Origin of the sequence: Campylobacter sp. CNRCH_2014_2849 (assembly GCF_025772845.1) — a bacterium.
Lineage (GTDB): Bacteria > Campylobacterota > Campylobacteria > Campylobacterales > Campylobacteraceae > Campylobacter_D > Campylobacter_D lari_D.
Genome location: NZ_JAKMSW010000005.1, coordinates 44,279 through 70,265, shown reverse-complemented (window position 1 = coordinate 70,265; position 25,987 = coordinate 44,279). Strand labels below are relative to the sequence as shown.

27 protein-coding genes are annotated in these 25,987 nt (G+C 31.0%); 6 read left to right on the top strand and 21 right to left on the bottom strand.

Annotated features, from left to right (window positions below):
* Positions 1 to 320 precede the first annotated feature (320 nt).
* The gene (locus L8X33_RS04615) at positions 321 to 1,355 is read left to right on the top strand and encodes an isoaspartyl peptidase/L-asparaginase family protein (protein ID WP_263659513.1); all 1,035 of its coding nucleotides are present in this window, start codon (positions 321 to 323) and stop codon (positions 1,353 to 1,355) included.
* Here the strand turns inward: L8X33_RS04615 and L8X33_RS04610 are convergent.
* The 11 genes from L8X33_RS04610 to L8X33_RS04560 all read right to left on the bottom strand — a co-directional run bounded on the left by L8X33_RS04610 (position 1,352) and on the right by L8X33_RS04560 (position 12,219).
* A complete protein-coding gene (locus L8X33_RS04610; protein WP_263666602.1) occupies positions 1,352 to 1,774 on the bottom strand; it encodes a Sua5 YciO YrdC YwlC family protein in 423 nt (140 codons plus the stop codon). The two genes, L8X33_RS04615 and L8X33_RS04610, sit on opposite strands and share 4 nt — an antisense overlap.
* A complete protein-coding gene (carB, locus tag L8X33_RS04605; protein WP_263670067.1) occupies positions 1,771 to 5,034 on the bottom strand; it encodes a carbamoyl-phosphate synthase large subunit in 3,264 nt (1,087 codons plus the stop codon). Before carB ends, L8X33_RS04610 begins: the two co-directional genes overlap by 4 nt.
* A 97-nt stretch (positions 5,035 to 5,131) precedes the next feature.
* The gene (locus L8X33_RS04600) at positions 5,132 to 6,103 is read right to left on the bottom strand and encodes a catalase (protein WP_263660462.1); all 972 of its coding nucleotides are present in this window, start codon (positions 6,101 to 6,103) and stop codon (positions 5,132 to 5,134) included.
* An 89-nt stretch (positions 6,104 to 6,192) separates the two neighbouring features.
* Positions 6,193 to 6,936, bottom strand: coding sequence for a rod shape-determining protein MreC (mreC, locus tag L8X33_RS04595; RefSeq protein WP_133319511.1), 744 nt, complete (start codon positions 6,934 to 6,936; stop codon positions 6,193 to 6,195).
* The gene (locus L8X33_RS04590) at positions 6,926 to 7,963 is read right to left on the bottom strand and encodes a rod shape-determining protein (protein ID WP_012662095.1); all 1,038 of its coding nucleotides are present in this window, start codon (positions 7,961 to 7,963) and stop codon (positions 6,926 to 6,928) included. Before L8X33_RS04590 ends, mreC begins: the two co-directional genes overlap by 11 nt.
* Positions 7,964 to 7,965: 2 nt before the next feature.
* A complete protein-coding gene (clpX, locus tag L8X33_RS04585; protein WP_263666600.1) occupies positions 7,966 to 9,195 on the bottom strand; it encodes an ATP-dependent Clp protease ATP-binding subunit ClpX in 1,230 nt (409 codons plus the stop codon).
* Positions 9,188 to 9,979: an acyl-ACP--UDP-N-acetylglucosamine O-acyltransferase gene (gene lpxA, locus L8X33_RS04580; RefSeq protein WP_263666638.1), complete on the bottom strand. Its 792-nt coding sequence runs from the start codon at positions 9,977 to 9,979 to the stop codon at positions 9,188 to 9,190. Before lpxA ends, clpX begins: the two co-directional genes overlap by 8 nt.
* A complete protein-coding gene (fabZ, locus tag L8X33_RS04575; protein ID WP_039619275.1) occupies positions 9,979 to 10,419 on the bottom strand; it encodes a 3-hydroxyacyl-ACP dehydratase FabZ in 441 nt (146 codons plus the stop codon). The genes lpxA and fabZ overlap by 1 nt, the downstream gene beginning before the upstream one ends.
* A 68-nt stretch (positions 10,420 to 10,487) precedes the next feature.
* A complete protein-coding gene (locus tag L8X33_RS04570) occupies positions 10,488 to 11,561 on the bottom strand; it encodes an epoxyqueuosine reductase QueH (protein ID WP_133319510.1) in 1,074 nt (357 codons plus the stop codon).
* On the bottom strand, positions 11,555 to 12,016 hold the full coding sequence (gene bcp / locus L8X33_RS04565; RefSeq protein ID WP_133319509.1) for a thioredoxin-dependent thiol peroxidase: 462 nt from the start codon (positions 12,014 to 12,016) through the stop codon (positions 11,555 to 11,557). Before bcp ends, L8X33_RS04570 begins: the two co-directional genes overlap by 7 nt.
* Complete coding sequence (locus L8X33_RS04560; protein WP_133319508.1) at positions 12,013 to 12,219, bottom strand: tautomerase family protein; 207 nt, start codon at positions 12,217 to 12,219, stop codon at positions 12,013 to 12,015. Before L8X33_RS04560 ends, bcp begins: the two co-directional genes overlap by 4 nt.
* A 100-nt stretch (positions 12,220 to 12,319) precedes the next feature.
* Here L8X33_RS04560 and ilvE point away from each other — a divergent pair, with 100 nt between their 5' ends.
* From ilvE to L8X33_RS04540, 4 genes are read left to right on the top strand one after another with little or no spacing between them, the layout of a single operon-like run.
* Positions 12,320 to 13,234 (top strand): branched-chain-amino-acid transaminase, encoded by a 915-nt coding sequence (ilvE, locus tag L8X33_RS04555; RefSeq protein WP_263666599.1) that lies wholly within the window; start codon positions 12,320 to 12,322, stop codon positions 13,232 to 13,234.
* A gap of 12 nt (positions 13,235 to 13,246) precedes the next feature.
* Complete coding sequence (locus L8X33_RS04550; RefSeq protein ID WP_133319506.1) at positions 13,247 to 14,317, top strand: prohibitin family protein; 1,071 nt, start codon at positions 13,247 to 13,249, stop codon at positions 14,315 to 14,317.
* Positions 14,318 to 14,334: 17 nt separating this feature from the next.
* A complete protein-coding gene (locus tag L8X33_RS04545; RefSeq protein ID WP_133319505.1) occupies positions 14,335 to 14,871 on the top strand; it encodes a DUF2393 family protein in 537 nt (178 codons plus the stop codon).
* Positions 14,871 to 15,401, top strand: coding sequence for a DUF2393 family protein (locus tag L8X33_RS04540; protein ID WP_318529602.1), 531 nt, complete (start codon positions 14,871 to 14,873; stop codon positions 15,399 to 15,401). Before L8X33_RS04545 ends, L8X33_RS04540 begins: the two co-directional genes overlap by 1 nt.
* Positions 15,402 to 15,404: 3 nt before the next feature.
* On the opposite strand, the gene purF is transcribed toward L8X33_RS04540, so the two are convergent.
* Both purF and dapB read right to left on the bottom strand, forming a co-directional pair.
* The gene (gene purF, locus L8X33_RS04535; RefSeq protein WP_133319503.1) at positions 15,405 to 16,745 is read right to left on the bottom strand and encodes an amidophosphoribosyltransferase; all 1,341 of its coding nucleotides are present in this window, start codon (positions 16,743 to 16,745) and stop codon (positions 15,405 to 15,407) included.
* Positions 16,746 to 17,474, bottom strand: a complete 729-nt coding sequence (gene dapB, locus L8X33_RS04530; RefSeq protein WP_263661500.1) for a 4-hydroxy-tetrahydrodipicolinate reductase — start codon at positions 17,472 to 17,474, stop codon at positions 16,746 to 16,748. It lies immediately after the preceding gene.
* A gap of 135 nt (positions 17,475 to 17,609) precedes the next feature.
* Between dapB and L8X33_RS04525 the strand changes: the two genes are divergently transcribed.
* Positions 17,610 to 19,391, top strand: a complete 1,782-nt coding sequence (locus tag L8X33_RS04525; protein ID WP_263670065.1) for a PhoX family protein — start codon at positions 17,610 to 17,612, stop codon at positions 19,389 to 19,391.
* Positions 19,392 to 19,410: 19 nt separating this feature from the next.
* Here L8X33_RS04525 and trxB read toward each other — a convergent pair whose 3' ends face one another.
* From trxB to rlmB, 8 genes are all read right to left on the bottom strand, one after another.
* Positions 19,411 to 20,349 carry a thioredoxin-disulfide reductase gene (gene trxB / locus L8X33_RS04520; protein WP_263670063.1) on the bottom strand — a complete coding sequence of 313 codons (939 nt, stop codon included), beginning with the start codon at positions 20,347 to 20,349 and terminating at the stop codon, positions 19,411 to 19,413.
* A 117-nt stretch (positions 20,350 to 20,466) separates the two neighbouring features.
* Entirely contained in the window at positions 20,467 to 20,781 is a 315-nt protein-coding gene (gene trxA / locus L8X33_RS04515) for a thioredoxin (protein ID WP_039619298.1), read from the bottom strand.
* A gap of 51 nt (positions 20,782 to 20,832) precedes the next feature.
* Positions 20,833 to 21,171 (bottom strand): YraN family protein, encoded by a 339-nt coding sequence (locus L8X33_RS04510; RefSeq protein WP_133319499.1) that lies wholly within the window; start codon positions 21,169 to 21,171, stop codon positions 20,833 to 20,835.
* The gene (locus L8X33_RS04505; protein ID WP_133319498.1) at positions 21,171 to 22,424 is read right to left on the bottom strand and encodes a homoserine dehydrogenase; all 1,254 of its coding nucleotides are present in this window, start codon (positions 22,422 to 22,424) and stop codon (positions 21,171 to 21,173) included. Before L8X33_RS04505 ends, L8X33_RS04510 begins: the two co-directional genes overlap by 1 nt.
* Position 22,425: 1 nt before the next feature.
* Positions 22,426 to 23,628, bottom strand: a complete 1,203-nt coding sequence (locus L8X33_RS04500) for an LL-diaminopimelate aminotransferase (protein ID WP_220566550.1) — start codon at positions 23,626 to 23,628, stop codon at positions 22,426 to 22,428.
* A gap of 12 nt (positions 23,629 to 23,640) precedes the next feature.
* Entirely contained in the window at positions 23,641 to 24,447 is an 807-nt protein-coding gene (locus L8X33_RS04495) for a hypothetical protein (RefSeq protein WP_263659525.1), read from the bottom strand.
* The gene (locus L8X33_RS04490) at positions 24,441 to 25,313 is read right to left on the bottom strand and encodes a hypothetical protein (protein WP_133319495.1); all 873 of its coding nucleotides are present in this window, start codon (positions 25,311 to 25,313) and stop codon (positions 24,441 to 24,443) included. Before L8X33_RS04490 ends, L8X33_RS04495 begins: the two co-directional genes overlap by 7 nt.
* On the bottom strand, positions 25,306 to 25,986 hold the full coding sequence (gene rlmB / locus L8X33_RS04485) for a 23S rRNA (guanosine(2251)-2'-O)-methyltransferase RlmB (protein WP_263660456.1): 681 nt from the start codon (positions 25,984 to 25,986) through the stop codon (positions 25,306 to 25,308). The genes L8X33_RS04490 and rlmB overlap by 8 nt, the downstream gene beginning before the upstream one ends.
* Position 25,987 lies beyond the last annotated feature (1 nt).

The window sequence follows — 25,987 nt, the reverse complement described above, 5'->3', positions numbered from 1 at the left end:
CCACTTACAATACTTTGAAGAATATCCGTTTTAGACGAATAATAATTTAGTCCAACAAAAATACCAAATCCAACAACCAAAATCAAAGCTGTGAAAAATGATATTTTCTTAGCTACAATAGTTTTAAACATTAAAATACCTCCTAATTTTGCAATAAATATAAAAACATTTTAATTAATTTCTAAAAAATTTTTCAAAAATAACACCTATAAAAATAAAAAGTAGAATTTTTGTCCTAAAAATACTCATTTATTAATTAAATTTTAGTTATATTTAATTTTTATTAAATATAATAAATAATTTTAAAAAAGGAGTAAATAATGAAATTTTTAACCTGTAGTAAAAGAATTTTATTGACATTAACTAGTTTAATATTTTTACTAAGCAATAATGTCTTTGCAAAAGATTTTGAGCCAATTATCGTTATACATGGTGGAACAAGTGGCTTAGGACTTACCAAAGAAGAATTTGCCAAAAGAGAAAAGGTAATGAAAGAATCTTTAAAAGCAGGTCAAAGCATACTTGAAAAAGGAGGGAGCTCGGTTGATGCAGTTATAGCCGCTATTAAAGTAATGGAAGATAGTCCTGAATTTAATGCTGGGAAAGGTGCTGTTTTTACCTCTGATGGATTTAATGAGCTTGATGCATCTATAATGGATGGAAAAAATTTAAAAGCAGGTGCAGTTGCTATGGCTAGGACGATTAAAAACCCTATAGAGGCAGCAAGACTTGTTATGGAAAAAACACCCCATACTTTAATAGCGGGCGAGGGTGCTGATAAATTAGCCAAAAAACATGGCTTAGAAATAGTAGGACAAAAATACTTCTTTACAGAGCACAGATACAAACAACTTCAAGAAGCTAAAAAAAGCAAGGAAGTTTTATTAGATAGTGATAAGGCAAAAGCTCATCTTGGTGTAAGCACCGAGCCATATTTAGGCACAGTAGGTGCAATAGCTTTAGATAAAAATGGCAACCTAGCAGCAGGTACAAGCACAGGTGGCACTACAAATAAAATGACAGGACGCATTGGGGATTCTCCTATCATAGGAGCAGGAAATTATGCAAATAATGACTCAGTAGCAATTTCTTGCACAGGAACAGGTGACATTTACATAAGAGTAGCTGCAGCCCATGAAGTTGCGTCTTTGTATAAATACAAAAAACTTTCAGTGCAAAAAGCAGCCCAAGAAACTATCAAACAAGTTGCAAAACTTGGTGGTACAGGCGGAATTATTTCAATAGATAAAAATGGAAAAGTTGGTTATGCTTGGACTAAAGATAAACTTGGAATGTATCATGGACAAGCAAAAATCGGCGAAGAGCCAAAAGTATTTTGGCCGCTTGGAAATTAACGCAGTTTAACTTTTTTAATGCCTCGAAGTTTAAAAATCTTTGAGGCTCCACTTTCAAAAAACTTTTCATCTACTATTTTATCTGCATTTTGCATAGCCCAATTTAGATCAAATTTTTTTCCATGAATGTTTGCAGAAGTAGAATAAAGCCAATCAAACTTTTTTAAAAATTCCTCATGAGTGCAATCTTTCACAACGCGTATTGCTTTAGAATTAGGATATAAAAAAGTAGTTTTTTTGGATTTTCTAATAGTATTTTTAAAATAATTTGGCACTCTTGTAAGTTTTTTAAGCTCACTAAATTTAGCCGTAGTAATTAAACAATCTTTCTTTAAGGGCCTTTTTTTTAAAGTATTAAGGGCTTTTAAGTCCTTACTTAAAAACCCTGCTGTTGTATCAGTTTGAGCAAGATAAATCATGTTTTTAAGTATTCTTGTAAGCTCTTTACTTCAAGACATGATTTATTTTGTATAGCTTTGATAGCTTTAATCCCCGCATAAGCTGCTCTTAGATTTGTAAAATATGGGATTTTAAAGCGTAAAATATTTGCTCTAATTTTTTTAGTGTCGCCTTTAAAACTATGCTCATCGCTAGTATTTATAGCAAGTTGAATTTGAGAATTTTTTAATTTATCCTCTACATTCGGGCGTCCTTCAGAAATTTTATGCACAAACTCACACTCCAAGCCCGCTTCTTGTAAAACTTTATAAGTTCCACTCGTAGCAATGATTTTAAATCCTAGCTTAATATACTCATTAGCTAAATCTACTGCATATTTTTTATCTTGCTCTCTTAGTGATAAAAACACATTACCACTTTCTGGTAAGAAATTTGAAGAAGCAAGTTGGCTTTTTGCATAAGAGTTATCAAAATCTTTACTTACTCCCATAACTTCACCGGTTGAGCGCATTTCAGGTCCAAGCTCAAGATCGCTTCCGCTAAGTTTAGCAAAAGGAAATACCACTGATTTTACACTAATATGTTTTGGTTTTTTAGCTCTTAAAATTCCGTTTTTTTCCTCTACCACTTTAAAGGTGTCATAAAATTTCAAGCTTTCTCTTAAATTTCCTTGCCACATCATGCGCGTTGCAACCTTAGCTAAAGGAATTCCTGTGGCTTTGCTCACAAAAGGCACGGTTCTACTAGCTCTTGGATTTACTTCTATCATATAAAGTTTATTATCATAAATAGCAAATTGTATATTTAAAAGTCCTACTACACCTAAATTTAAAGCAATATCTTTTGTTTTTTGCTCAATCATTTCAAGCATAGCTTCATCAATATTTACAGCAGGTAAAGAGCAAGCGCTATCGCCTGAGTGAATTCCTGCTTCTTCAATATGCTCCATAATACCTGCTACATAAACTTCTTTTCCATCACTTATCGCATCTACATCAAGCTCAGTTGCATTATCTAAAAACTGATCGATTAATACCGGAGATTTATCACTCACATCTACTGCTTCTTGCATATAAAGTCTAAGCTCACTCTCATCATGCACTACACGCATTGCACGACCACCTAAAACATAACTTGGTCTAACAAGCACAGGATAACCTATCTCATTTGCTTTTATAATCGCTTCTTCTACACTTATGGCTGTGCCATTTTTAGGTTGATTTATACCTAGATCTTCAATAAATTTAGCAAATTTCTTTCTATCTTCAGCTAAATCTATTACCCTTGCACTTGTTCCTATAATCTTTGCTCCAAAAGCACTAAGGCGTTTTGCAAATTTAAGCGGGGTTTGACCACCAAAATGCACTATCACTCCATCGGGTCTTTCTCTATCAATAACCGCTCTTAAATGCTCAAAATCAATTGGCTCAAAATACAAAATATCACTCGTATCATAATCTGTTGAAACCGTTTCTGGGTTACAGTTATACATTATAGTTTTTACACCCATATCTTTTAGAGCAAAAGAAGCATGCACGCAAGCATAATCAAACTCAATGCCTTGTCCTATGCGGTTTGGTCCACCACCTATAATCATCACTTTTTTATCTTTTTTATCTTTACTTTCTTTTACTTGCGTAGCTTCATTTGTATTAATACTTGAGTATAAATACGGGGTCAGTGCTTCAAATTCTCCTGCACAAGTATCTACTTCACTATATTGAGCGATGATTTTGTGTTTCATTCTTGCATAATAAATATCATTTTGGCTTAACTCAAGATTATCTTTTTGATTAATTAAGCTAGCAATTTTTTTATCTGAAAAACCTAAGGTTTTAGCTTTTCTTAATAGTTGCTTATTACTTAAAATATCCATATCTATTTGATTTTCAAATTCCACTATTTCTTTGATTTGATTTAAAAACCAAGGATCTATTTTGCAAAGCTCAAAAAGCTCTTGTGTGCTAAAACCTTCTCTAAAAGCTTGTGCTATATAAAGCAAGCGTTTTTCATTAGCTTGGCGGATTTTTGCTAAAAGCTCATTTTTATCACATTCTATAGTATCAAACCCACTTAAATTTCTCTCAAGTGAGCAAAGTGCTTTTTGAATACTTTCTTTAAAAGTTCTCCCTATAGCCATAACCTCACCCACGCTTTTCATAGCAGTGCCAAGCTCTGTGCTTGCATTTGGGAATTTTTCAAAAGTAAAACGAGGAATTTTAGTTACGATATAATCAATTACCGGTTCAAATGAAGCAGGAGTTCCTGTGATATCATTTTTAATCTCATCTAAACTAAATCCAACTGCTAAAAGCGTAGCTACCTTAGCTATAGGATAGCCCGTAGCTTTACTAGCTAGGGCTGAAGATCTTGAAACCCTAGGATTCATTTCAATAACTATCATTCTACCATTAGTTGGATTGATAGCAAATTGCACATTTGATCCACCTGTATCTACTCCAATTTCTCTTAAAATAGCAAAAGAAGCATTACGCATCGCTTGGTATTCTTTATCAGTCAAAGTTAAAGCAGGAGCTATAGTAATAGAATCGCCTGTATGAACTCCCATAGGATCGACATTTTCAATAGAGCAAACGATAATACAATTGTCATTTTTATCTCTAATGACCTCCATTTCGTATTCTTTCCAACCAAGCAAGCTTTCTTCGATTAAAATTTCATGGATAGGGCTTAGCGCTAAAGCAGTATTTGCAAGTTCTGCAAACTCATCCATATTATATACCACGCCACTTCCTGCACCACCTAAGGTAAAAGAAGCTCTAATCATCAAAGGAAAGCCAATCTCATCAACAGCTTTTAAAGCCTCTTCATAATTATACGCATACATAGATTTTGGTAAATCCATGCCAATTTTTTTCATGCATTCTTTAAAAACTTGTCTGTCTTCGCCTTTTTTAATCGCTTCAGGATTTGCACCTAAAAATTTTATATCTGCAAGCTCGCCACTTTCATAAACTTCCATAGCAACATTCAAAGCAACTTGGCCACCCATAGTAGGTAAAATCGCATCGATTTTTTCTTTTTTGATAATACTTAGAATACTTTCTTTGGTAATTGGTTCTATATAAGTTGCATCAGCAAATTCAGGATCTGTCATAATCGTAGCCGGATTAGAATTGATCAAAACTACTCTATAACCTAGCTCTTTTAAAGTTTTTGCCGCTTGAGTTCCTGAGTAATCAAACTCACAAGCTTGACCTATAATGATAGGCCCACTGCCTATTAATAATATATTTTTTATATCTGTTCTTTTTGGCATGTATTTTCCTAAGCTGAATTTTTAGCCAAATTATAACAAATATAAGTTTTTTAGAAGTTGAATTTAACAAAGAATTTAGCTCTTAAAGAGCTAAATTTTATTGACGCTTACCAAAAGTTATAGCATAAGCTTCATTTCTTACATCAAATAAAGGATCTTGTGGTGGATTAACCCCTTGAGGTACATCCGAAGGAAAATATACATCAAAATTACAATCTTCATCGCTCAAGGCATTAACCTTAAAAGTCCCAACTAGACTTTCTTTGTGCTTACCGCTCCATAAAGCCGTTGTTTCATTGGTAATATCATTTTTATTTGCATATACTAAATACATTTTATACTCAACCGGCTTATTAGCTTTTACACGATTTTGGAAATCTTCTTTTAAAAAATCACTACTCGCACTTTTCATTTGTGCTTCATTTAAATATGCCACACCTTCACTTGGAACTAATTTCCATCTTGCTGGTAAATAGTTTTCTCCGTTTGCTTGTTTAAAATAAAAAGTATGAATACTAAAAAATGGAGTATTTGCTACACTTTTACTAATGCCAATTTTATCAGTATATGCAGCAAAATTTCTATAAGAATCAACCTCTTGCATCATCTTGCTTATTTTTTCTTGATCGACTTTACCATTTACAGGAAGTCTCATTTCAAAAAACTGACCGAATTCTTTAGGATTTTTTGCGAAATTTATTTCTGTATTTAGCATAACCATAGTCCAAGAAGCAGAATCTTTAGGATCAGTAATTCTAATAGCCATACCTCTTGTTTTGCTTTTATCATCTTTAAAAGCTCCACCCAAAGAATATCTTACTTGGATTGGCAAACTTTTTTGTGTTAACAAAGGCACATCAACTTCTTTATTGATAGACAAAGCTGGCTCAAAAGTTCCCATAGCACAAAAGCCTTTTGCATGATTAACTTTTGCTTTTGGATTTTTAGGATCAGCATTAAGTTGATAAAAAATATCTGCTATTTTTTGTGCATCATATTCCACTTCATTTGCATAAATAGCACCACTTAAACAGCAAAAAGCTAAACAACTACTGATATATTTTTTCATTTAATCTCCTAAATTTTTAAAATTCGGAGATAATTCTAATATTTAATAGTAAATAATAATTTATATCAACTAAAATAAATAACTTTTTATTAAAAATTTTCTACCATATAAAAATAACTTGGTACTTTCATTTTTACATAAGGTTTAACATATGCATTTTGATAGGCGCCTTCTTCTTCTATTTTAAAAATTTCGCCCACTGGAATTCCTGAAAAGAAAATCTCATCTAAGCCACTTGTATAAACCTTATCGCCCATTTTAAGTTCAAGCCATTTAGGAATATATTTAACTAAAACATAATCATTTCTACCATGAGCTATACCTGGTGCTTGTTCCTTACCTATATATACGGAAAAAATACACTCTTCATCACCTTGTAAAAGTCCCAAAGCTCTACCATTTTTTTCTATAACTATGCCTGCTGTATAGCCATTATAAATTAAGCCTTTAATTTTTCCTTTATAATCCACATCAAGCCAAACCTTATGATAATCACTAATTTGAGCATAAGAAGTTGCCTTAACTAAACTAACATTAGGATAATAAAAACTTGAATTTTTATCACTTAAAATATTGTTTAATTCATTGGCAAAGTTTTTCATATAGATATTGTTTTTTTCAAGTTCAGCATTTCTTTCTCTTAATTTTTTAATTTCTTGAGCTTGATTAAAATGCTCATTAAATTTATCTTTTAAAAGATTAATGCTTTGAGAAAACTGATTAACAATAGCAATATTTAAATCTAAAACATTTCGTTTTATTATATCTCCATAATAAAACGAAACAAACACTAAAAAAGATAAAATTAAAACACTAAGAATTTTACTCTTCATTCGTTAGTTGGTGCAATAAAGAAATTTCTTCCAAAGCTTTACCTGTGCCTTTTGCCACTGCTAAAAGTGGCTCATCAGCTACATATACTGGAAGTTTTACAATTTCAGATAAATATTTATCAAGACCGCGTATTAAAGCTCCGCCTCCTGTTAAAACAACACCATTTTCAACAATATCAGCTGCAAGATCAGGCGGCATCATTTCAAGAACGATTTTTAATGCATCAGCAATTTCTTTTAAATGCTCACGCATAGCCTCTCTTACATCTTCACTTGTTAACTCTATTCTATTTAACAATCCTGTTACTTGATCGCGTCCTTTAACTACCATAGAAAGCTCTTTTGGAAGCTGAACTGCTGAGCCTATTGCGATTTTGATTTCCTCGCCCGTTCTTTCACCTATGACAAGATTGTATTTTTCTTTTACATAATTTACTATACTAGTATCAAGCTTATCACCAGCTGTTCGGATAGATTTTGAAATCACAAGACCGCCCAAAGAAGTAACACCAATTTCAGTAGTACCACCGCCAATATCTACCACCAAGCTCCCTTGAGGCTCTCTAATTGGTAAATTTGCACCAATAGCTGCTGCCATAGGCTCTTCTATCAAAAATACTTCTCTAGCACCCGCACTTAACGCACTTTCTCTAACCGCTTTTCTTTCTACTTGGGTTAATCCATAAGGAACTGAAATGATAATTCTAGGTCTTAAAAAAGATTTTCTTCTATGAGTTTTTTCTATAAAATAACGGATCATTTTTTCAGTCATATCAAAATCAGCAATCACACCATCTTTCATAGGACGGATTGCTTCGATATTACCTGGGGTTTTTCCTACCATTTCCTTAGCTTCTTTTCCAACAGCTAAAATTTTAACCCTACCATATCTTTCACGCTCTACCGCAACAACCGAAGGTTCATCAATCACTATACCTTTATCTTTTACCAAAACTAAAGTATTTGCAGTACCTAAGTCAATCCCCATATCGCTTGAAAAAAATCCAATTATTTGATCTAAAATCATTCTCAGCCTTTAACTTTTTTATTTTTTATAAATAAAGGTTTTGCACCTTCTTTGATCACTTCTTTAGTAATTACTATGCTATATCCATTATACTCTGGCAAATCAAACATCAAATCTACCATCATTTCTTCAATAATACTTCTTAAACCTCTAGCGCCTGTTTTACGCTCTAGCGAAAGCTTAGCAATCTCTCTTAGCGCTTCATCTTCAAATTTTAATTCCACATTGTCAATAGCAAAAAGTTTTTGATATTGCTTAATAATGGCATTTTTTGGCTCAGTTAAAATACGCACCATGCTTTCTTCATCAAGCTCTTCTAAAGAAGCAAGCACATGCAATCTTCCTATAAGTTCAGGAATAAGCCCAAAATGTACCAAATCATCAGGCTCTAGTCTTTGAAGTAAAGCTTCTTTTTCATCTTTTTTATCATCAGTAAAAAAGCCCATAACATTATCGCCTAATTTTCTTTTAATAATATCACTAATACCATCAAAAGCCCCACCACACACAAATAAAATATTAGTTGTATCTATTTGTATGAAGTCTTGATTTGGGTGTTTTCTACCGCCTTTTGGTGGGATATTTACCAAAGATCCTTCGATAATTTTGAGTAAGGCTTGTTGCACACCCTCACCACTTACATCTCTTGTAATGGAGCGATTTTCACCCATTCTTGCGATTTTGTCTATCTCATCGATAAATATAATCCCTTTTTGTGCTCTTTGCACATCTCCATCAGCAGCTTGCAAAAGACGAGTAAGGATATTTTCAACATCTTCTCCCACATAACCTGCTTCAGTTAAAGAAGTCGCATCACAAATTGCGATAGGAACATCTAAAAATCTAGCTAAAGTCTGTGCTAGTAAAGTTTTTCCACTTCCCGTTGGGCCTACTAATAAAATATTTGATTTTGCTAATTCTGTATCATCATCTTCTAATTCAGATCTAAAAAGCCTTTTGTAGTGATTATATACCCCTACACTAAAGATTTTTTTAGCTCTATCTTGCCCGATAACATATTTATCTAAATATGCTTTTAATTCCTTAGGAGTAATATCTTTAAAATTTTCTTTATCAACTTCTTTATTTTTTAATTCTTTTTCCTCTCCAAAGAAAATATTACAAGCACTTTCGGCACAATACTCACATATAAAGGCATTATTATAATCATTTACTAAAATTCTTCTTTCACTTGTTTCTATTTCATTGCAAAAACTACATCTTTTAACCATGACTTTTTTCCTTATATATAGGAATTCCTCTTTTTGTTTCTAAGATAAAATTACACATTTTTTTCACATTTTCACTAGAAGTATTTTCTAGCAAACTTAAAGCATTATCTTTTAAATTTCCTTGTCTGAATAAAAATTTAAAAGCCTTACTTAAAACATCCACTTCTTCTTTATCAAAGCGTCTTCTAATGCCTACTAAATTTAAACTTCTAATGCTTGCTCGATTTCCTTCAGCTAAGCAAAATGGCACCACATCTTGAGAAAGCGCACTAGCACCTGCTATCATACACCCCTCACCTACCTTAACAAACTGATGTATTGGAGTAAGTCCACCTACCACAGTATAATCTCCAAGTTCCACATGACCTGCTAAAGTAGCATTATTTGCTAAAATAATATTATCTCCAAGCAAACAATCATGTGCAATATGAGAATAAGCCATTATAAAAGCATTATCACCTATTCTTGTAAAACCATCGCCCTTAGCTGTACCTGAATTTATAGTAACAAATTCTCTAATAACTGCATTTTTTCCTATAATAACACCTGAATTTATCTCATCTTTATAAGATATATCTTGTGGGATATCTCCAACTATGGCATAAGAAAAAACTTTAGAATTTTCACCTATGCTTACATTAGGTAAAATTCTTGCACCTTGTTTGATGATAGTATTTGCACCTATATTGGCATTTTTTCCAACATAGGCATAGGCCTCTACTACAACACCATCTGCTATAATAGCTCCATCTTCTATAACAGCACTTGGATGAATTTTGCTCATCATTTATCTACTATCATAGCTTTAAGTTCAGCTTCTGCAACCAATTGTCCATCAACAAAAGCTTTTCCTTGAAAAATCCACATATTTCCACGATTTTTCACCACACTCATCTCATAATCAAGCCTATCACCTGGACGCACTGGATTTCTAAATTTAGCATTATCAATACCTGTAAAATACACTACTTTAGTGCTTGGATCTACCTTATCATCCATACTTTCAAATGCTAAAACCCCTCCAGTTTGTGCCATACCTTCTAAAATTAACACACCCGGGTAAATTGGATGATCTGGAAAATGTCCCATAAAAACATGGTCACTTATACTAATATTTTTATAACCTCTAACAACTTCTTTATTTTTTAATTCTACGATTTTATCTACAAGTAAAAATGGATACCTATGTGGTAAAATTTTTTGAATTTGCATTACATCTATCATAAATTTAGCCTTAAAATATATTCAAAATTCAGATTTTACAAAAAAAATATTAACAAACTAGTTAAGTTTTATAACTTCACAATCTTTTCTTTACTATCAAAATAAATTTCACTTTTTGCTATAAATTCATAAGCGCCTTTTGTGATATTTTCAACAATAATCACCGGCGAAAGATCATAAGCACCAAAATGCTTTTGCCTTATTTTGATTTCTTGCTCTATTTTTAAAGGATTTTGTAAAAAATCTTCAAAACTTTTAAATCGCATTTTGCACAAACTATTTAAATAATCAAAACTCCATAAATTAATCTCATCCTTTACGCTTTTATAGCACTTTAAATCCTCTTCTAAAATACTAAATTTAGTGTAAGAATTTTTAAAATGAGAATAAAATAAAACATGAGTTTTTATGGCTTTTTTGTTTTCTTTTATCAAAGCTCTTAGTAAGCGATAATTTAAAAATTTCTCTCTTTGAATTTCAAATTTAACACCCTTTTTTTCTAATTTTTTTACTTGATTGTAAAATTTTATCTTTTCTTCTATGCTTGAAGGTAATATTTGTTTATTTATAGGACTCATAAGCTCATCTATAAAAGCTTTTTGGCCTTTTTGTTTAGAAAGTGCATAAATACACCCACAATAATTTTGATGATAAAGCATATCTTGCTTAGCTAAGGCAAATTGTCTTTGCGTGCCTCCATTTTTTCTAAAATCAGGTGCCAAAAACTCTATACCAAATTTATCGCATTCTTTTTGTAAAGCTAATTTTAACTGCTCTAAGTCTTTTTTAGGGGATGTTAAAAGGGTTGTTGTAAGTTTTTTTTCACCAATTTTTTGAGCAAATTCAACACTTTTATGCATTCTAAAATCAAAACAAATTTGACATCTTGCGCCTTTTTCAGGTTCGTCTTCATAACCCTTTACACCCTCAAGCCATTTTTCATACTCATATTCACCTTTATAAAGTTTAATGCCTAATTTATCACAACTGCGTTTAACATCTAAAAATCTAAGTTCATGCTCACTATATGGATGAATATTTGGGTCATAAAAATACCCAATGATTTTCTCTTCAGGATAAGTTTTGCTTAATTCTTGTATAAAATAATGGCTATCCACGCTACAGCAAATATGCACTAGCATAATTCTTTTAACACCTTAAAAGCATGATCTTTAGCTTTTACATTTTTATAAATTTTTAAGATTTTTCCATTTTCATCAATCACAAAAGTAGATCTTATAAGCCCTTCATACTCTTTACCATAATTTTTCTTTAAACCCCAAGCACCATAAAGTTTACAAATTTCTTTTTCACTATCGCTTAATAAAGTGTGTTTTAAATCATATTTTTTTATGAAATTTTCATGCGATTTAACACTATCTGGACTAATACCTATAATCACAGCATTTTGCTCTAAAAAATCCTCATAACTTTGACTAAATTCACAAGCTTGTGTGGTACAACCTGGGGTGTTATCTTTTGGATAAAAATACAAAATAATTTTTTTACCCAAGAAATCACTTAAAGAAATTTTAACTCCATCTTGATTTAAAAGTTCAAACACAGGAGCTTTATCACCAATTTGCAATTCTTTCATTTTTTATCTTTCAATCTTAATTTTTCTACACTTTCGCCACCAAAAGCAATATTATATGGCTCAATATCTTCTAACATAATCACTATATTTTGCTTTGGCTTGTTGTATTTTGTATGTAAAAGTTCTGTAATATCTGCTATTAGCTCTTCTTTTTGTGTTTTGCTAAATTCTGGTTTAGCTAATTTGATATTTATAATTGGCATGATTTTTCCTTGTTTCAAATATAATAATTTTACTATATTCTAGTAATTATTAGTATATTTTTGATAAAATTAGTTTTATTTTCAACAAAAAGGCTTAGTTATGATTAGGGCAAAAAAAATTTGGATGGATGGAAAAATCATTGATTTTGATGATGCAAAAATTCATGTTTTAACACATTCATTACATTATGCAAATGCAGTTTTTGAAGGAACAAGAGCTTATAAAACACAAAATGGTTTAGCAATTTTTAGATTAAAAGAACACACCAAAAGACTTTTAGAGTCTGCAAAAATTACTTTAATTAATTCTCCTTTTTCTCAAGAAGAACTTGAAAATGCACAAGTTGAACTTTTAAGAGCAAATAATTTTCAAAATAACACCTATTTGCGACCATTAATCTTTTTAGGTGATGGTACTATGGGAGTTTATCATGCTAAAGCTCCTGTTAGGGTAGCTATTGCTGCTTGGGAATGGGGTGCTTATTTAGGTGAAGAAGGCTTAGAAAAAGGTATTAAGGTTAAAATTTCTTCTTTTGCTAGAAATAGTGTAAAATCTAGCTTAGGTAAAGCAAAAGCAAGTGCAAATTATTTAAATTCTCAAATGGCTAAATATGAAGCTATAGAAGCAGGATATGAGGAAGCCTTAATGCTCGATGAAGAAGGTTTTGTAGCAGAAGGAACAGGTGAGTGTTTTTTTATGATTAAAGATAATAAGCTAATCACACCACCAAATGATTTTTCATTAAAAAGTATCACTCAAGATACTGTTTTAAAAATTGCACATGATTTGGGCATAAGTGTAGTGCGTCAAAGAATTTCAAGAGATGAAGTTTATGTAGCTGATGAAGCATTTTTCACAGGAACTGCAGCAGAAATAACTCCGATAAATAATATTGATGCAAGAATTATAGGAGATGGAAAAAGAGGTGAGCTAACGACAAAGCTTCAAAATGCGTATTTTGATATAGTTTATGGACGCAATGAAAAATACGCTTCTATGCTAACTTATATTTAACAAAGGAACTAAATGCCAGCTGATTTGAATGATTATTTTAATAAAAAAAACAATCAAAACAACAATAAGCAAAATTTAAACTTCAAAACACCAGAATTTAATTTCAAAGGTTTTGGGAAATTTTCCCCATTAATTTATAGTGCAATTGCGATTATTTTAGTTTTTGCACTTTTTAAACCTTTTGCAATAGTAAATTCAGGGGAAATGGGGATCAAATCCACTACAGGTAAATACAGCCCTACCCCACTTGAACCAGGACTTCATTTTTTTATGCCTATACTGCAAAAAATCACTATCGTAGATACTAGAGTAAGACAAATCAACTATGCTTCAATCGAAGGAATAAATGAAAATTTACAAATAGGATCAGGCGTTGTTAATAAAAATAGTATTTCAGTGCTTGATTCAAGAGGCTTGCCTGTATCTATTGATGTAACCGTTCAATACAGATTAAATCCTTTACAAGTTCCTCAAACTATCGCAACATGGGGGCTTAATTGGGAAAATAAAATCATAGATCCAGTAGTAAGAGATGTTGTAAGAAATGTTGTAGGTCAATACACCGCAGAAGAGCTTCCAACAAATCGTAATACTATAGCGGTGCAAATTGATCAGGGTATTAGAAAAACTATTGAAAGCCAACCAAATGAGCCAGCAGAGCTTCAAGCAGTTCAGCTTAGAGAAATTATCTTACCTATAAAAGTAAAAGAACAAATCGAAAGAGTACAAATTGCTAAACAAGAAGCTGAAAGAACTAAATATGAAGTTGAAAGAGCTAACCAAGAAGCACTTAAAAAAGCGGCTTTAGCTGAAGGGGAGGCAAATGCAACTATTATTAGTGCTAAAGGTAGAGCAAGTGCGGTAAAAATTGAAGCTGATGCACAAGCATATTCAAATAGAGAAATAGCAAAAAGTTTAAATAATCCTTTACTTGATTTAAAACAAATTGAAACCCAAAAGCAATTTAATGAAGCACTTAAAGTCAATAAAGATGCTAAAATTTTCTTAACACCAGGCGGAGCTGTGCCAAATATTTGGGTTGATAGCAAAGATAATAAAAGAACAAGTTCAGTAGCAAATTAAAAAATAAAGAAGTGATAATGAATGTTCAACATATCCGAGAGCAAATGATCTTTTATACAGCTCATTTGCACTTGATCGATTTTTTGTTAATGGCTTTAGTTGTATTCTTTTTCATTATCACTTTATTTATTGCTTTGATTGTTAGAAACAAACCTACTTTTGCTTTTATTATAATTTTTTTAGGAATTTTATGTTCACTTAGTATTGCGTATTTGGGATATTTTTTAATTGATACTAAAGTTAGATCCAGAATAGCCAGCTTAGATAATGCTCAATTTTTTGTATATGATAATTCTTTAAGTGTTGATTATAGCTTGACAAATACTTCTAAAAAAAGTTTTAAATTTTGCAAAATAAAAGTAGAGGTATTTAGAAAAAGCGATGAAAATAATACTTTTAAAAATTTAATACATTTATTAAAACCATTAAGAAGCAAATCTACCACTATCGAAAAAACAATAAGTCCCAACCAAACTATTAATCTAAAAACCAAATTTTCCGATTTTAATGAAGGTCAAGATTTTGATATTAAAATTAATTCAAAGTGTTTTTAATGGGATATTTTACTTTTTTTCATATTCTTATCATTTTTATTATGCTAGCTTCAACTTTCCTTACTTGGATTTTATTCTATTTAAAAATACAAAACAAAAAATATATGATAATTTTTTGCATAATAAGTTTTATATTAGCCTCAATCTTAACTATTTCTTTATTATTAACTATAGATCAATACACAAAAAAAGCTAGTTTGAGTAATTTTTCAACCTACAGACGCTTAGCTACAGAAAGTATTATTATAAAAGGTAGAGTAACCAACGATACTAATTTTAAAATTTCAGAATGCTTTTTAGAACTTAGAATTATTGATAATAATAAAAAGCATGAAATCAGTGGAGAAATTTTTAATCAACAAAATTTTAATAGCATAAAAAAAGCAAATCAACAACAAAGAGATGTTTCGTATAATATTAACATTGCAAATCAATTATCAGGTCATACCTACAAAGACTTTTCTTTTGAAGTAGGATTGCCACCTCATTTTCAAAGTTATAAAATTTTTAAACAATTAAAATGCAGATAAGGATTATTTAATAAAATAATCCCCATCAAAACTAATCAAAGAATATTTTCTTTCATTGCCTATGCTTGAAACTAGCTCATTAATATCTAAAAAAGTCAAACTATCTGCACCTGTATATTCTCTAACCTCTTCAATACTCTTATTAGCTGAAATTAACTCTTCAAAAGTTGGAGTGTCTATACCATAAATATCAGGAAATTTGATTTCTGGGCAAGCTATAGCCAAATGAATTTTTCTAGCACCTGCTTGTCTTAAAAGTGTGATGATTTTTTTAGAAGTTGTTCCTCTTACTACACTATCATCAATCACCACTATATCTTTGCCTTCTAAAACTTTCTTCATAGGATTTAATTTCAGTTTTACTTTTAAATTTCTCATTTCTTGAGTTGGTTCTATGAAAGTTCTTCCAACATAGTGATTTCTAACTATGGCCATTTCAAGTGGAATTTTTAAATATTGCGCAAAACCTATAGCAGCACTTACTCCACTATCAGGAACAGGCACTACAAAATCTACTTTTTCTTTAAATTTTTTAGCCAAGGCTTCACCCATTTTTTTACGCACTTCATATACACTTTTACCTTCTATAATACTATCAGGTCTAGCAAAATAAATATATTCAAATGCACAAATTCTTGGATCTGTTTTATCAAAAACTTGAATGCTTTCAAACTCATCACTACCTTGAGTAAAAACTAGCATTTCACCGGGCTTTATATCGCGGATAAATTCAGCTTCTATCAAATCAAAAGCACAAGTTTCACTCGCTACAATATATCCACCATCTTTTAATTTTCCCAAAGATAAAGGTCTAACCCCATAAGGATCTCTTACCACAAAAAGTTGATTTTTACTAGCTAACATAAAGCAATATGCACCCTTACTTTGCATTAGACTTTCTATAAACCTATCTTTTAAAGTTTCTTTTTTGCTTTTTGCTATTAAATGTACAACATTTTCCGTGTCCATATTAGAATGAAAAATAGCTCCATTATCAATTAACTCTTTTCTAACTTCTTCTTTATTAATCAAATTTCCATTATGCACTAAAGAAATATCACCCAAAGAACAAGTAGCTGCAACAGGCTGTGCATCATGCAAAGAAGAATTTCCGGCGGTAGAATAACGATTATGGCCTACAGCTATACTACCTTTTAAATCTGCTAAAATTTGAGTATTAAAAATTTGTCCTACTTCACCTTTAGCTTTATGAGTTTTGATATTTAAACCATCACTCACGCTAATTCCACTTGCTTCTTGGCCACGATGTTGCATAGCAAATAAAGCATAATAAGCCACCGTGCTTGCATTTTTTGAATTAATTACTCCAACTACCGCACACATTTAAATTCCTAAACAATCGTCTATATCATATAAGCCATTTTCTTGAGAAACCAGCCATTTAGCACATCTAATAGCCCCCATAGCAAAAGTAGCTCTTGAAGTAGCACTATGATTTAATTCTATAAATTCACCATCATTATAAAATCCAACTCTATGAGAACCCACTATATCACCACCTCTTAAGCTCATCACTGCGATTTCATCTTTACTTCTTTGACCAATAATCCCATCTCTACCACTTACTCTAACCTTTTCCAAATCTAAATTCCTAGCCTTAGCGACATTTTGTGCTAAAGTCATAGCTGTACCACTTGGAGCGTCTTTTTTCTTATTATGGTGCATTTCAAGTATTTCTATATCAAAATCCCTTAAAGCTTCACTTGCTAAACATGAAAGTTTTTTTAAAATAGCTACACCCAAAGACATATTGGTAGCATAAAGAATTGGCATAGTAATGCTTGCACTTTGCATTAACTCATTTTGCTTAGCATCTAATCCTGTAGTACCTATCACTAAAGGTTTAGGATTGCTTCTTGCGTATAACAACAAATCCTCACAACCTTTCGGGGAAGAAAAATCAATTATTACATCGCATTTGTTAAAAAATTCTTCATAGCTTGATCCTTGATAAAAAAATGCACTTGCTTTAACATCTTTTTGATCTTGTAAACAATTTTCAATTTGTTTACCCATGCGACCATTGCTCCCATGAATTCCTATACATATCATAAATTTATCCTTTATATTTGCAGTGAGAAATTGTATCACTAAGTTAATTAATACAATATTACATACCATGAGCAAAAGTTTCCAAAAAGTTTCCAAAAAACTTTAAATTTATAACACATTTTTAAAAGGAGTTTTATGAAAAGAAGAACATTTTTGAAAGGCTCAGCTTTGGGTTCTATGGTAGCATTTTTTGCTAGCTCAAATTTAAATGCGAGTTTATTAAAAGATAAAGATTTGATAAATTTTAAAGAAATACCTGCTAGCACAGAAGATAAAGTTATCGTACCAGATGGCTACAAAGCAGATATTTTAATCTCATGGGGCGATCCTCTTTTTAGCAAAGCATCTACTTATGATGAAGAAAAAAATATCGATAAAAAAGCTGTGGAAAATGCTAAATTAACTTTTGGGGACAATAACGATGGTATGAGTTTTTTTCCTCTTTCAAAAGATAGGGCTATACTAGCTATTAATAATGAATATATAAATCCTGAAATTATGTTTAAACATCAAGGTAAAAATCTTAGCTTAGATGATATTTTATATGAACAAGCAAATTTAGGGGTGAGTATTTTTGAAATAAAAAAAGAAAAAGATCAATGGTCTGTGGTGCTTGATTCTAAATACAATCGCAGAATCGATGCAAATACAAAAATGAGCGTTAGTGGTCCAGCAAAACAACAAGTACTTCAAAATGAAAATTTTATATATGGAACTTTAAATAATTGTGCCAATGGAAAAACACCTTGGGGGACTTATCTTACTTGCGAAGAAAATATAAATGATTTTTTTGGAAGTTTAGATGAAAAAATTAAATTTTCAAAAGAGCAACTTAGATTTGGATTTAAAGCTCAAAGTCAATATGGGTGGGAAAAATTTGATGAAAGATTTGATTTAAGTAAAAATCCAAACGAGGCAAATAAATTTGGATGGGTTGTAGAAATTGATCCATTTGATCCAAACAGCATACCTATAAAAAGAACAGCTCTTGGAAGATTTAAACACGAAAATGCAGAATTAATTGTAGAAGATGATGGAACCGTTGTAATTTATATGGGAGATGATGAAGCCAATGAATTTATTTATAAATTTATAAGCAAACATAAATATAAAAAAGGTCTAGATACTAGCAAAATTTTAGATGAAGGAACCTTATATGTAGCACAATTTAATGGAAAAATAGGAAATTTTAGAGGGAGTGGAAAATGGATTGAGTTAGAATATGGTAAAAATAACCTTAATAAAGAAAATGGTTTTAACTCTCAAGCAGATGTGTTAATCAATGCTAGAATTGCTGGAACTATTGTAAATGCAACTCCTATGGATAGATGTGAATGGATAGCAAGCCATAAAGAAAGTGGCTCAAAAGAAGTATTTGCTACCTTAACAAACAATAAAAAAAATAATAACCCAAATCCAGCAAACCCAAGAACAAAAAATATTTACGGACAAATAATTAAATGGGAGCATAAAAATTCTCATAAAGATGATGAATTTACTTGGGAAATTTTTGCACTTGCAGGAAACCCTGATAATCAAACAAGTTTAAATAAAGGTTCAAACAACATTACAAGTAATAATAAATTTAATTCCCCCGATGGATTAAGTTTTGATAGAGATGGTCGCCTTTGGATACAAACTGATGGAAACTATTCTAATCAAGAAGAATTTGAAGGCATGGGAAATAATTGTATGTTAGCAGCTAATCCAAAAACAGGGGAAATAAAAAGATTTTTAACAGGACCAATAGCTTGCGAAATAACAGGAATTGCTTTTAGTCAAGATTATAAAACTATGTTTGTTGGAATTCAACATCCAGGAGAGAAATTAAAAGGCAGTCAATTTCCTTATGGCAAAACACCAAGATCAAGTATAATAGCAATAAGTAAAATTGATGGCGGAGTTATTGGAAGTTAATCAATTTACACTAGAAATTCTAGTGTAAATTTTCAATATAAGCTAAAGCGCTAAGCGCTGCAACCGCTCCATCGCCTGCTGCACATATTACTTGTTTTGGAGCATCTTTTCTTAAATCACCTGCTGCAAATAACCCTGCTATGTTAGTTTGCATTTTAAGATCAACACTAACTTGACCACCTTCTTCCATAGCACATAAAAATTCACCATTATCTTGTTTTAAAATTTCATTTCTTACATTTAATCCAACAAAGGTAAAGATTCCAGGCACATCAAGCTCTCTTTTAGAACCATCATTAAATGCTATTTTAATTTTATTAACACCCATATTATTACCGCAAACCTCATCAACAACCGCATTTGTGATTAATTCTATTTTGTCATTATTTTTTACTTTTTCAACTGTTGAAGGTGCTGCTCTAAACTCATCTCTTCTGTGGATTAAATACACTTTTGAACAAATATTAGCTAGATACAAAGCTTCTTCTAAAGCAGTATCTCCCCCACCTAAAACAGCCACTTCTTTATTTTTATAAAAAAAGCCATCGCAAGTTGCACAAGTACTCACACCTTTACCAAAAAATTCGTCCTCGCCTTTAAAACCAGCACGACGCGGAGTAGAACCTGTGCAAACAATAACTGCTTTTGCTTGTTCGTTTTTACCGCCTTCCAATTTTATATTAAAACTTCCATCAGAATTTTTACTAATTTGCTCAACACCTACCATCTCATGTTTTAAACCAAAACGCATACATTGTTCATTCCAAGGAGCCATAAAAGAAATTCCATCTAAAACTTGAGCAACTCCAGGATAATTTTCTATCTCTGAACTCGAAGTAATCTGCCCACCAGGCATACCTTTTTCAAACATTACAACATTTTTTAATCCACCTCTTGTAGCATATAAACCTGCGCTCAAACCTGCAGGTCCACCACCTATAATAGCTAAATCTAACATGATATTTTCCTTATAGTTTTATTTATAAGTATTATACAAATTTTTCTTTAATTATAAATAATAAAAATTATTAAATAGTAAAAAATATGAAGAAAAGCCACAAAAAGTGGCTTAAGATTATAAAAGTGAGTTTAGTTTATCTGCTAAAGCTTGTTTTGATTGAGCACCAACTAGTTGATCAACCACTTCACCATCTTTAAAGAAAATGATAGTTGGGATAGATCTTACACCAAATTGTGCAGCCAAATCACCTTGCTCATCTGTATTTACTTTACAAATTTTAGCTTTACCATCAAAATCATTTGCAAGCTCATCAATTACCGGTGCAAGCATTCTGCAAGGTCCGCACCATGGAGCCCAAAAATCTACTAAAGCTACACCTTCTTTTGCTTGTGCAAAATTTTCTGTAGTTAAATCAATATATTTTCCCATTTTTTTCTCCTTTGTTTTTTCAAATTCTATTAAAATAGAATAAACATTCCCTTAATAACTAATGTTCTCTAAAAGTTTTATATCATCTTTATATACGCAAAGTAAATCTAGTTGATAATTTTCATCATTTTTATGTTTCATAAAGTAATATTCTATAGTCTTAATAATTTTATTATATTTTTTATTATCCAATCTATATTCTACCTCATAATCACCTTGCGTGCTTTTAACTTCAATAAAATGTAAAATTTTATCTTTTTTAGCAATAATATCAATTTCTCCAAATTTAGAATAAAAATTCCTTTTTAAAATTTCAAATCCTTGTGTTTTTAAAAATTCACACGCTAACTCTTCTCCTTTTTTACCAAAAAGATATTCAAATAATGCCATTACTCTTCTATTCTCATCATAAAAACATCATCTTTTACAAATTCTTGTTCTCTAAGCTTTTGAGTTAAAATTTGTATATTTTTTTCATAAGTTTGATGAGTGATGAAAAATAAAGTGCTATAATCTTGCTTTTCTTTTTTAGGCTTTTGCAAGAAAGTATCGATTGAAATTTGATGTTCACTCATTAATTGTGTGATTTTTGATAAAACTCCTATTTTATCTAATACCTTTAATCTTAAATAATATCTTGTATAAATTTCATCTTTACTTAAAAGTTTATAAGAAGTATCATTTAAATACCCAAAAATAGCACTATTTTTTTCTTTTCTTGCTATATCGATTAAATCAGCTATAACAGCACTTGCAGTTGCCCTGCCACCTGCTCCTGGGCCATAATATAAACTTTCACCCAATACATCTCCATCAATACTAATAGCATTCATTACCCCATCAACTTTTGCTAGTATTTTATCTTTGCTAAGCATGGTAGGATGAACTCTTAATTCTATTTTTTCATCTTTAATCTTAGCAATACCCAAGTGTTTTATGGTATATTCAAATTCTTTTGCAAAATAAATATCCTCATTACTTACTTTGCTAATACCCTCAATCAAAATATCTTCAGGTTTTACTCTTAATCCATAGGCAATATTTGCTAAAATCAAAAGTTTATGCGCTGCATCAAAACCCTCTATATCAAAAGTGGGATTAGCTTCAGCATATCCTAAATCTTGTGCTTTTTTTAACACCTCTTGGAATTTGGTATTATCTTCGGTCATTTTACTTAAAATATAATTGCTTGTGCCATTTAAAATGCCTTTAATAGAAACAATATTATTAGCACTCAAGCCCTCTTTTAAAATTTTAATAATAGGAATTCCACCCGCCACACTCGCCTCATAACCAAAAGCTGTATCTTGTGCTAATTTTTCAAGCTCATAACGATGATAAGCAAGCAAAGCTTTATTAGCAGTTACCACTGCTTTTTTTCTTTTTAAAATTTTTGAAATTATCTCAAAGGGTAAATCAATACCACCCATTAACTCCACAAATACATCAATATCTTCACGCTCTAAAACCTCATCAATATCATTTACCACAGGAATTAATGCATTTGGTTTTGGATTTCTTGCCAAAGCAATTACTGGAATAATTTCTTCATCACATCTTGCTTTAATTAAATCTTGATTTTTTAGCAAAGTCTCTACAACAGCACTTCCTACCGTACCATATCCCAAAATTGCGATTTTCATTTTATTCTCTTAAATATTTTTTTATATTTCTTGCTGCTTGACGAATGCGGTTTTCATTTTCTATTAAAGCTATTCTAACATACTCATTACCCGCTTCACCAAAACCAACTCCAGGACTTACCGCTACATTTGCTTTTTGCAAAAGCTGTTTAGAAAATTCCATACTTCCAAGGTGAGCTTTACTTTGAGGGAGTTTTGCCCAAACAAACATACTTGCATTTGGTTTTTTCAGCTCCCATCCTGCCTGAAAAAATGAATCAAGCAAGACTTCTAATCTTTTTGCATAAGTTGCCTTAATCTCTTCAACACAAGTTTGATCTCCATCTAAAGCTATAGTAGCAGCAACTTGTATAGGAGTATACATACCATAATCAAACCAAGACTTGATTTTTTTCAAAGCCGCAATTAAGCGTTTATTACCCACTACAAAACCTACACGCCAACCTGCCATATTGTAAGACTTTGAAAGTGTATAAGTTTCTACCGCTACATCTTTAGCACCTTCAACTTCAAAAATAGAAGGGGTTTTATAAGAACCAAAAGTCAAATCTGCATAAGCAATATCAGAAATAATATAAAATCTTTCTTTTTTTGCCATTGCAACTAATCTCTCATAAAAACTTCTTTCCACAGTGACTGTTGTAGGATTGTGCGGAAAATTTACCACTACATATTTTGGACGCGGAATACTTTCATGTAGTGTTTTTTGTAAATTTTCAAAAAAAGTATTTTCATTTAATTCATAATTTTCATTAAAATCAAAATTCATAGTTGCTACATTACCACCTGCTATGATAAAAGCTTGAGTGTGTATAGGATAAGCGGGTGTAGGTACAATAGCTACATCTCCTGGGTTAATAACAGCTCTTGCTAAATTTACAAAGCCTTCTTTAGAGCCCATCGTTGCAACTACTTCACTTTCAGGATCTAAATCAACATCGTATTTTCTTTTATACCAATTACAAATTGCAAGTCTTAGTTTATAAATTCCACTCGAAGCAGAATAACCAGAAGTTTTTTCTTTATTTGCACTTTCACAAAGTTTATCTATAATGTGTTGAGGAGTTTTACCATCAGGATTTCCCATAGAAAAATCTATTATATCCTCCCCTGCTCTTCTTGCTGCCATTTTAATCGCATTAACTTCAGCAAAAACATAATTTGGAAGTCTTTCTATGGTATTAAAATGAATTTCTTCAAACATTTTCCATCCTTTTTAGCGTCTTAAGTAAATTTTTAAACCCCTTTTTATGTTATCAAGGCTAAACATATCGCCAATGATAGCATATTTTGCACCCAATGGGATATTTATATTAATTTCATTTTGTTTGTGTGTGTTTTCTATACCTTGAATAAAATTTAAATTTTTATCTAAAAATTGAATTTTACAAAACCAAGAATCAAGATTGTGCGCACTAAGCTCTATGCTTTTTGCTCCTTGTAAATCAACAATATATTCCCTTAAAGGCTTATTTAATTGAGTGATGGTATTTAGTGGAATTTGAGTATTGACTTTAGGTTTTGCTTTTGAAAAATCTAGCTCATACTCATAATTTAATTCTGAAATTTTAGAAATATCTTTAATAAAAACAGAGCTTGATAACAAGGCTTTATAGAAAACTCCTGGATCAAGCATATATTGAGAATCTACAGCTAACTTATAGGTGATATAATTTTCCCTTAAAGTTAATTCAGTTGGTATAAAATACACATAGCCTAATTCGTTTAAAGTATCATTAATAGTTTTAAAAAATAAAACAGAATCAGCTTGAGCTTTAAAACTAAAAGTTAGAGTTTTTGGCTCATTTAATATAAAATTTGCCAAAGAATTAGTTTTTAAAATTTGAGAAATAGTGTAAATATCTACATTTCCGCGTTCATCTTTATAATCATTCCTTGCAAACAAGAGCTCTAATTTTGCATCTTTAGAATTATCATTAACAATATGTTTTGCAACTTCTAAAGCACTTAGTGCAAAAGCGTTAAGAGTAAAAAAAATGGAAAATATTAAAATTCTTACCATAATTTTCCTCTATTTTCTTTGATAAATTCAGCTTTTGTAATTTGTTTGATTTTACCATCTTTAATCATTAAAAATTTAGACACACCGTTTTTAAACTCTAAAGTATTATTATTTTCATCGTTTAAGCTAAAAGCAGCGTGGCCTGTGGTAATTAACATATCTTTATCCAAAGGTAAAACATAATCATTTTTAATAGTTAAAGAGCTCTTTCTAAAAGTTTTTAAATCCACCATACCAAGCCAAAGCTCTGCACTTGGTTTTATAATGCTTTCATTGAGTAAAATGATATTTTCTTCAGGCATATTTGAGCTAGCATTATCTTCTAATGTTTTTTCTGTATTATTGTTCTCGCTTATTGGTTCTAAAATAGTCGCGTTTGTTTCATTATTTTCCATAGCATCATCAGCAAAAAAATTAAGAACTGGTGTTTCATTTTCATCAACTTTTTCTTCTAAAACAACCTGCTCTTGATTTAATACATTGGTGGTATTTTCATCTAAAGTAGAACTTTGAAAAAATCTTGAAACACCCCAGGCCAAAGCTACTATCAAAAGTACTACTACTATAATCACAATATACCATACACTTGAGCTTTCTTTGGTATATGAGTTCATTCTAGGTGAAATATGCACATGATTTTTTTTCTCAATACCATTTTCTTCTAAATAGACATGATATTCTTCTAAAAAATTAGAAAAGTCAAGCTCATACTCTCTTTGTAAAATTTTAATAAAGCCATTTACATTAAAGCGAGATAAAGACTTAAAATCTTTCTTAATGATATATTCAAGACAAGCTATTTCTATTTGTGTTCTTTTTTGAACTTCTAACAAATTTAAATCTTCTAATTTTTTCCAACTATCCATTTTTCATCCTATCGCAAAGTATTGCAAATGCTGCACTAACATTTAAACTATCAAAATCATTGTGCATTTTTATACCTACGCACTCATCGCATTTTTTAAGTACCTTTGGCGCTATACCAAAACCCTCACTTCCCATAATCAAAACTTTTTTATCTTTGGCCTTGATAGTATGTATATCACTACCTCCGCTTGCACTAGCATAGATATAAAAACCTTTTTGTTTTAACTCATTTATCATGCTTAAAATATCATCATTTAAGACTATTTCCATATCTAAAGCTGCTCCACTACTTGCACGAATAACTCCATCCATAGCCACGCTTTTAGCTACCAAAATAACCCCATCAGCACCTAAAGCATAAGCACTACGCACGATAGCACCTATATTTCCAACATCGCTAATATTATATAAAATAACTATAAAATCTTTTTCTTTTAAACTCTCAAAAGAGCTAAATTCAAATTCATCAATTTCCATTAAAAAACCTTGATGATTTCCACCTCTTGCTAAGCTTTGTGCGGTTTTAAAATCAAGCTTTTTAATTTTTTTTGATGCCCTTGTTATTTTTGAAAAATCAGCTTTTTCACATTCTTTTGCCAAATAAATTTCTTTAATTTTTTCTTCATGCTTTTCTAAGATATAAAAAAACACTTGCTTACCATAAACTATCATT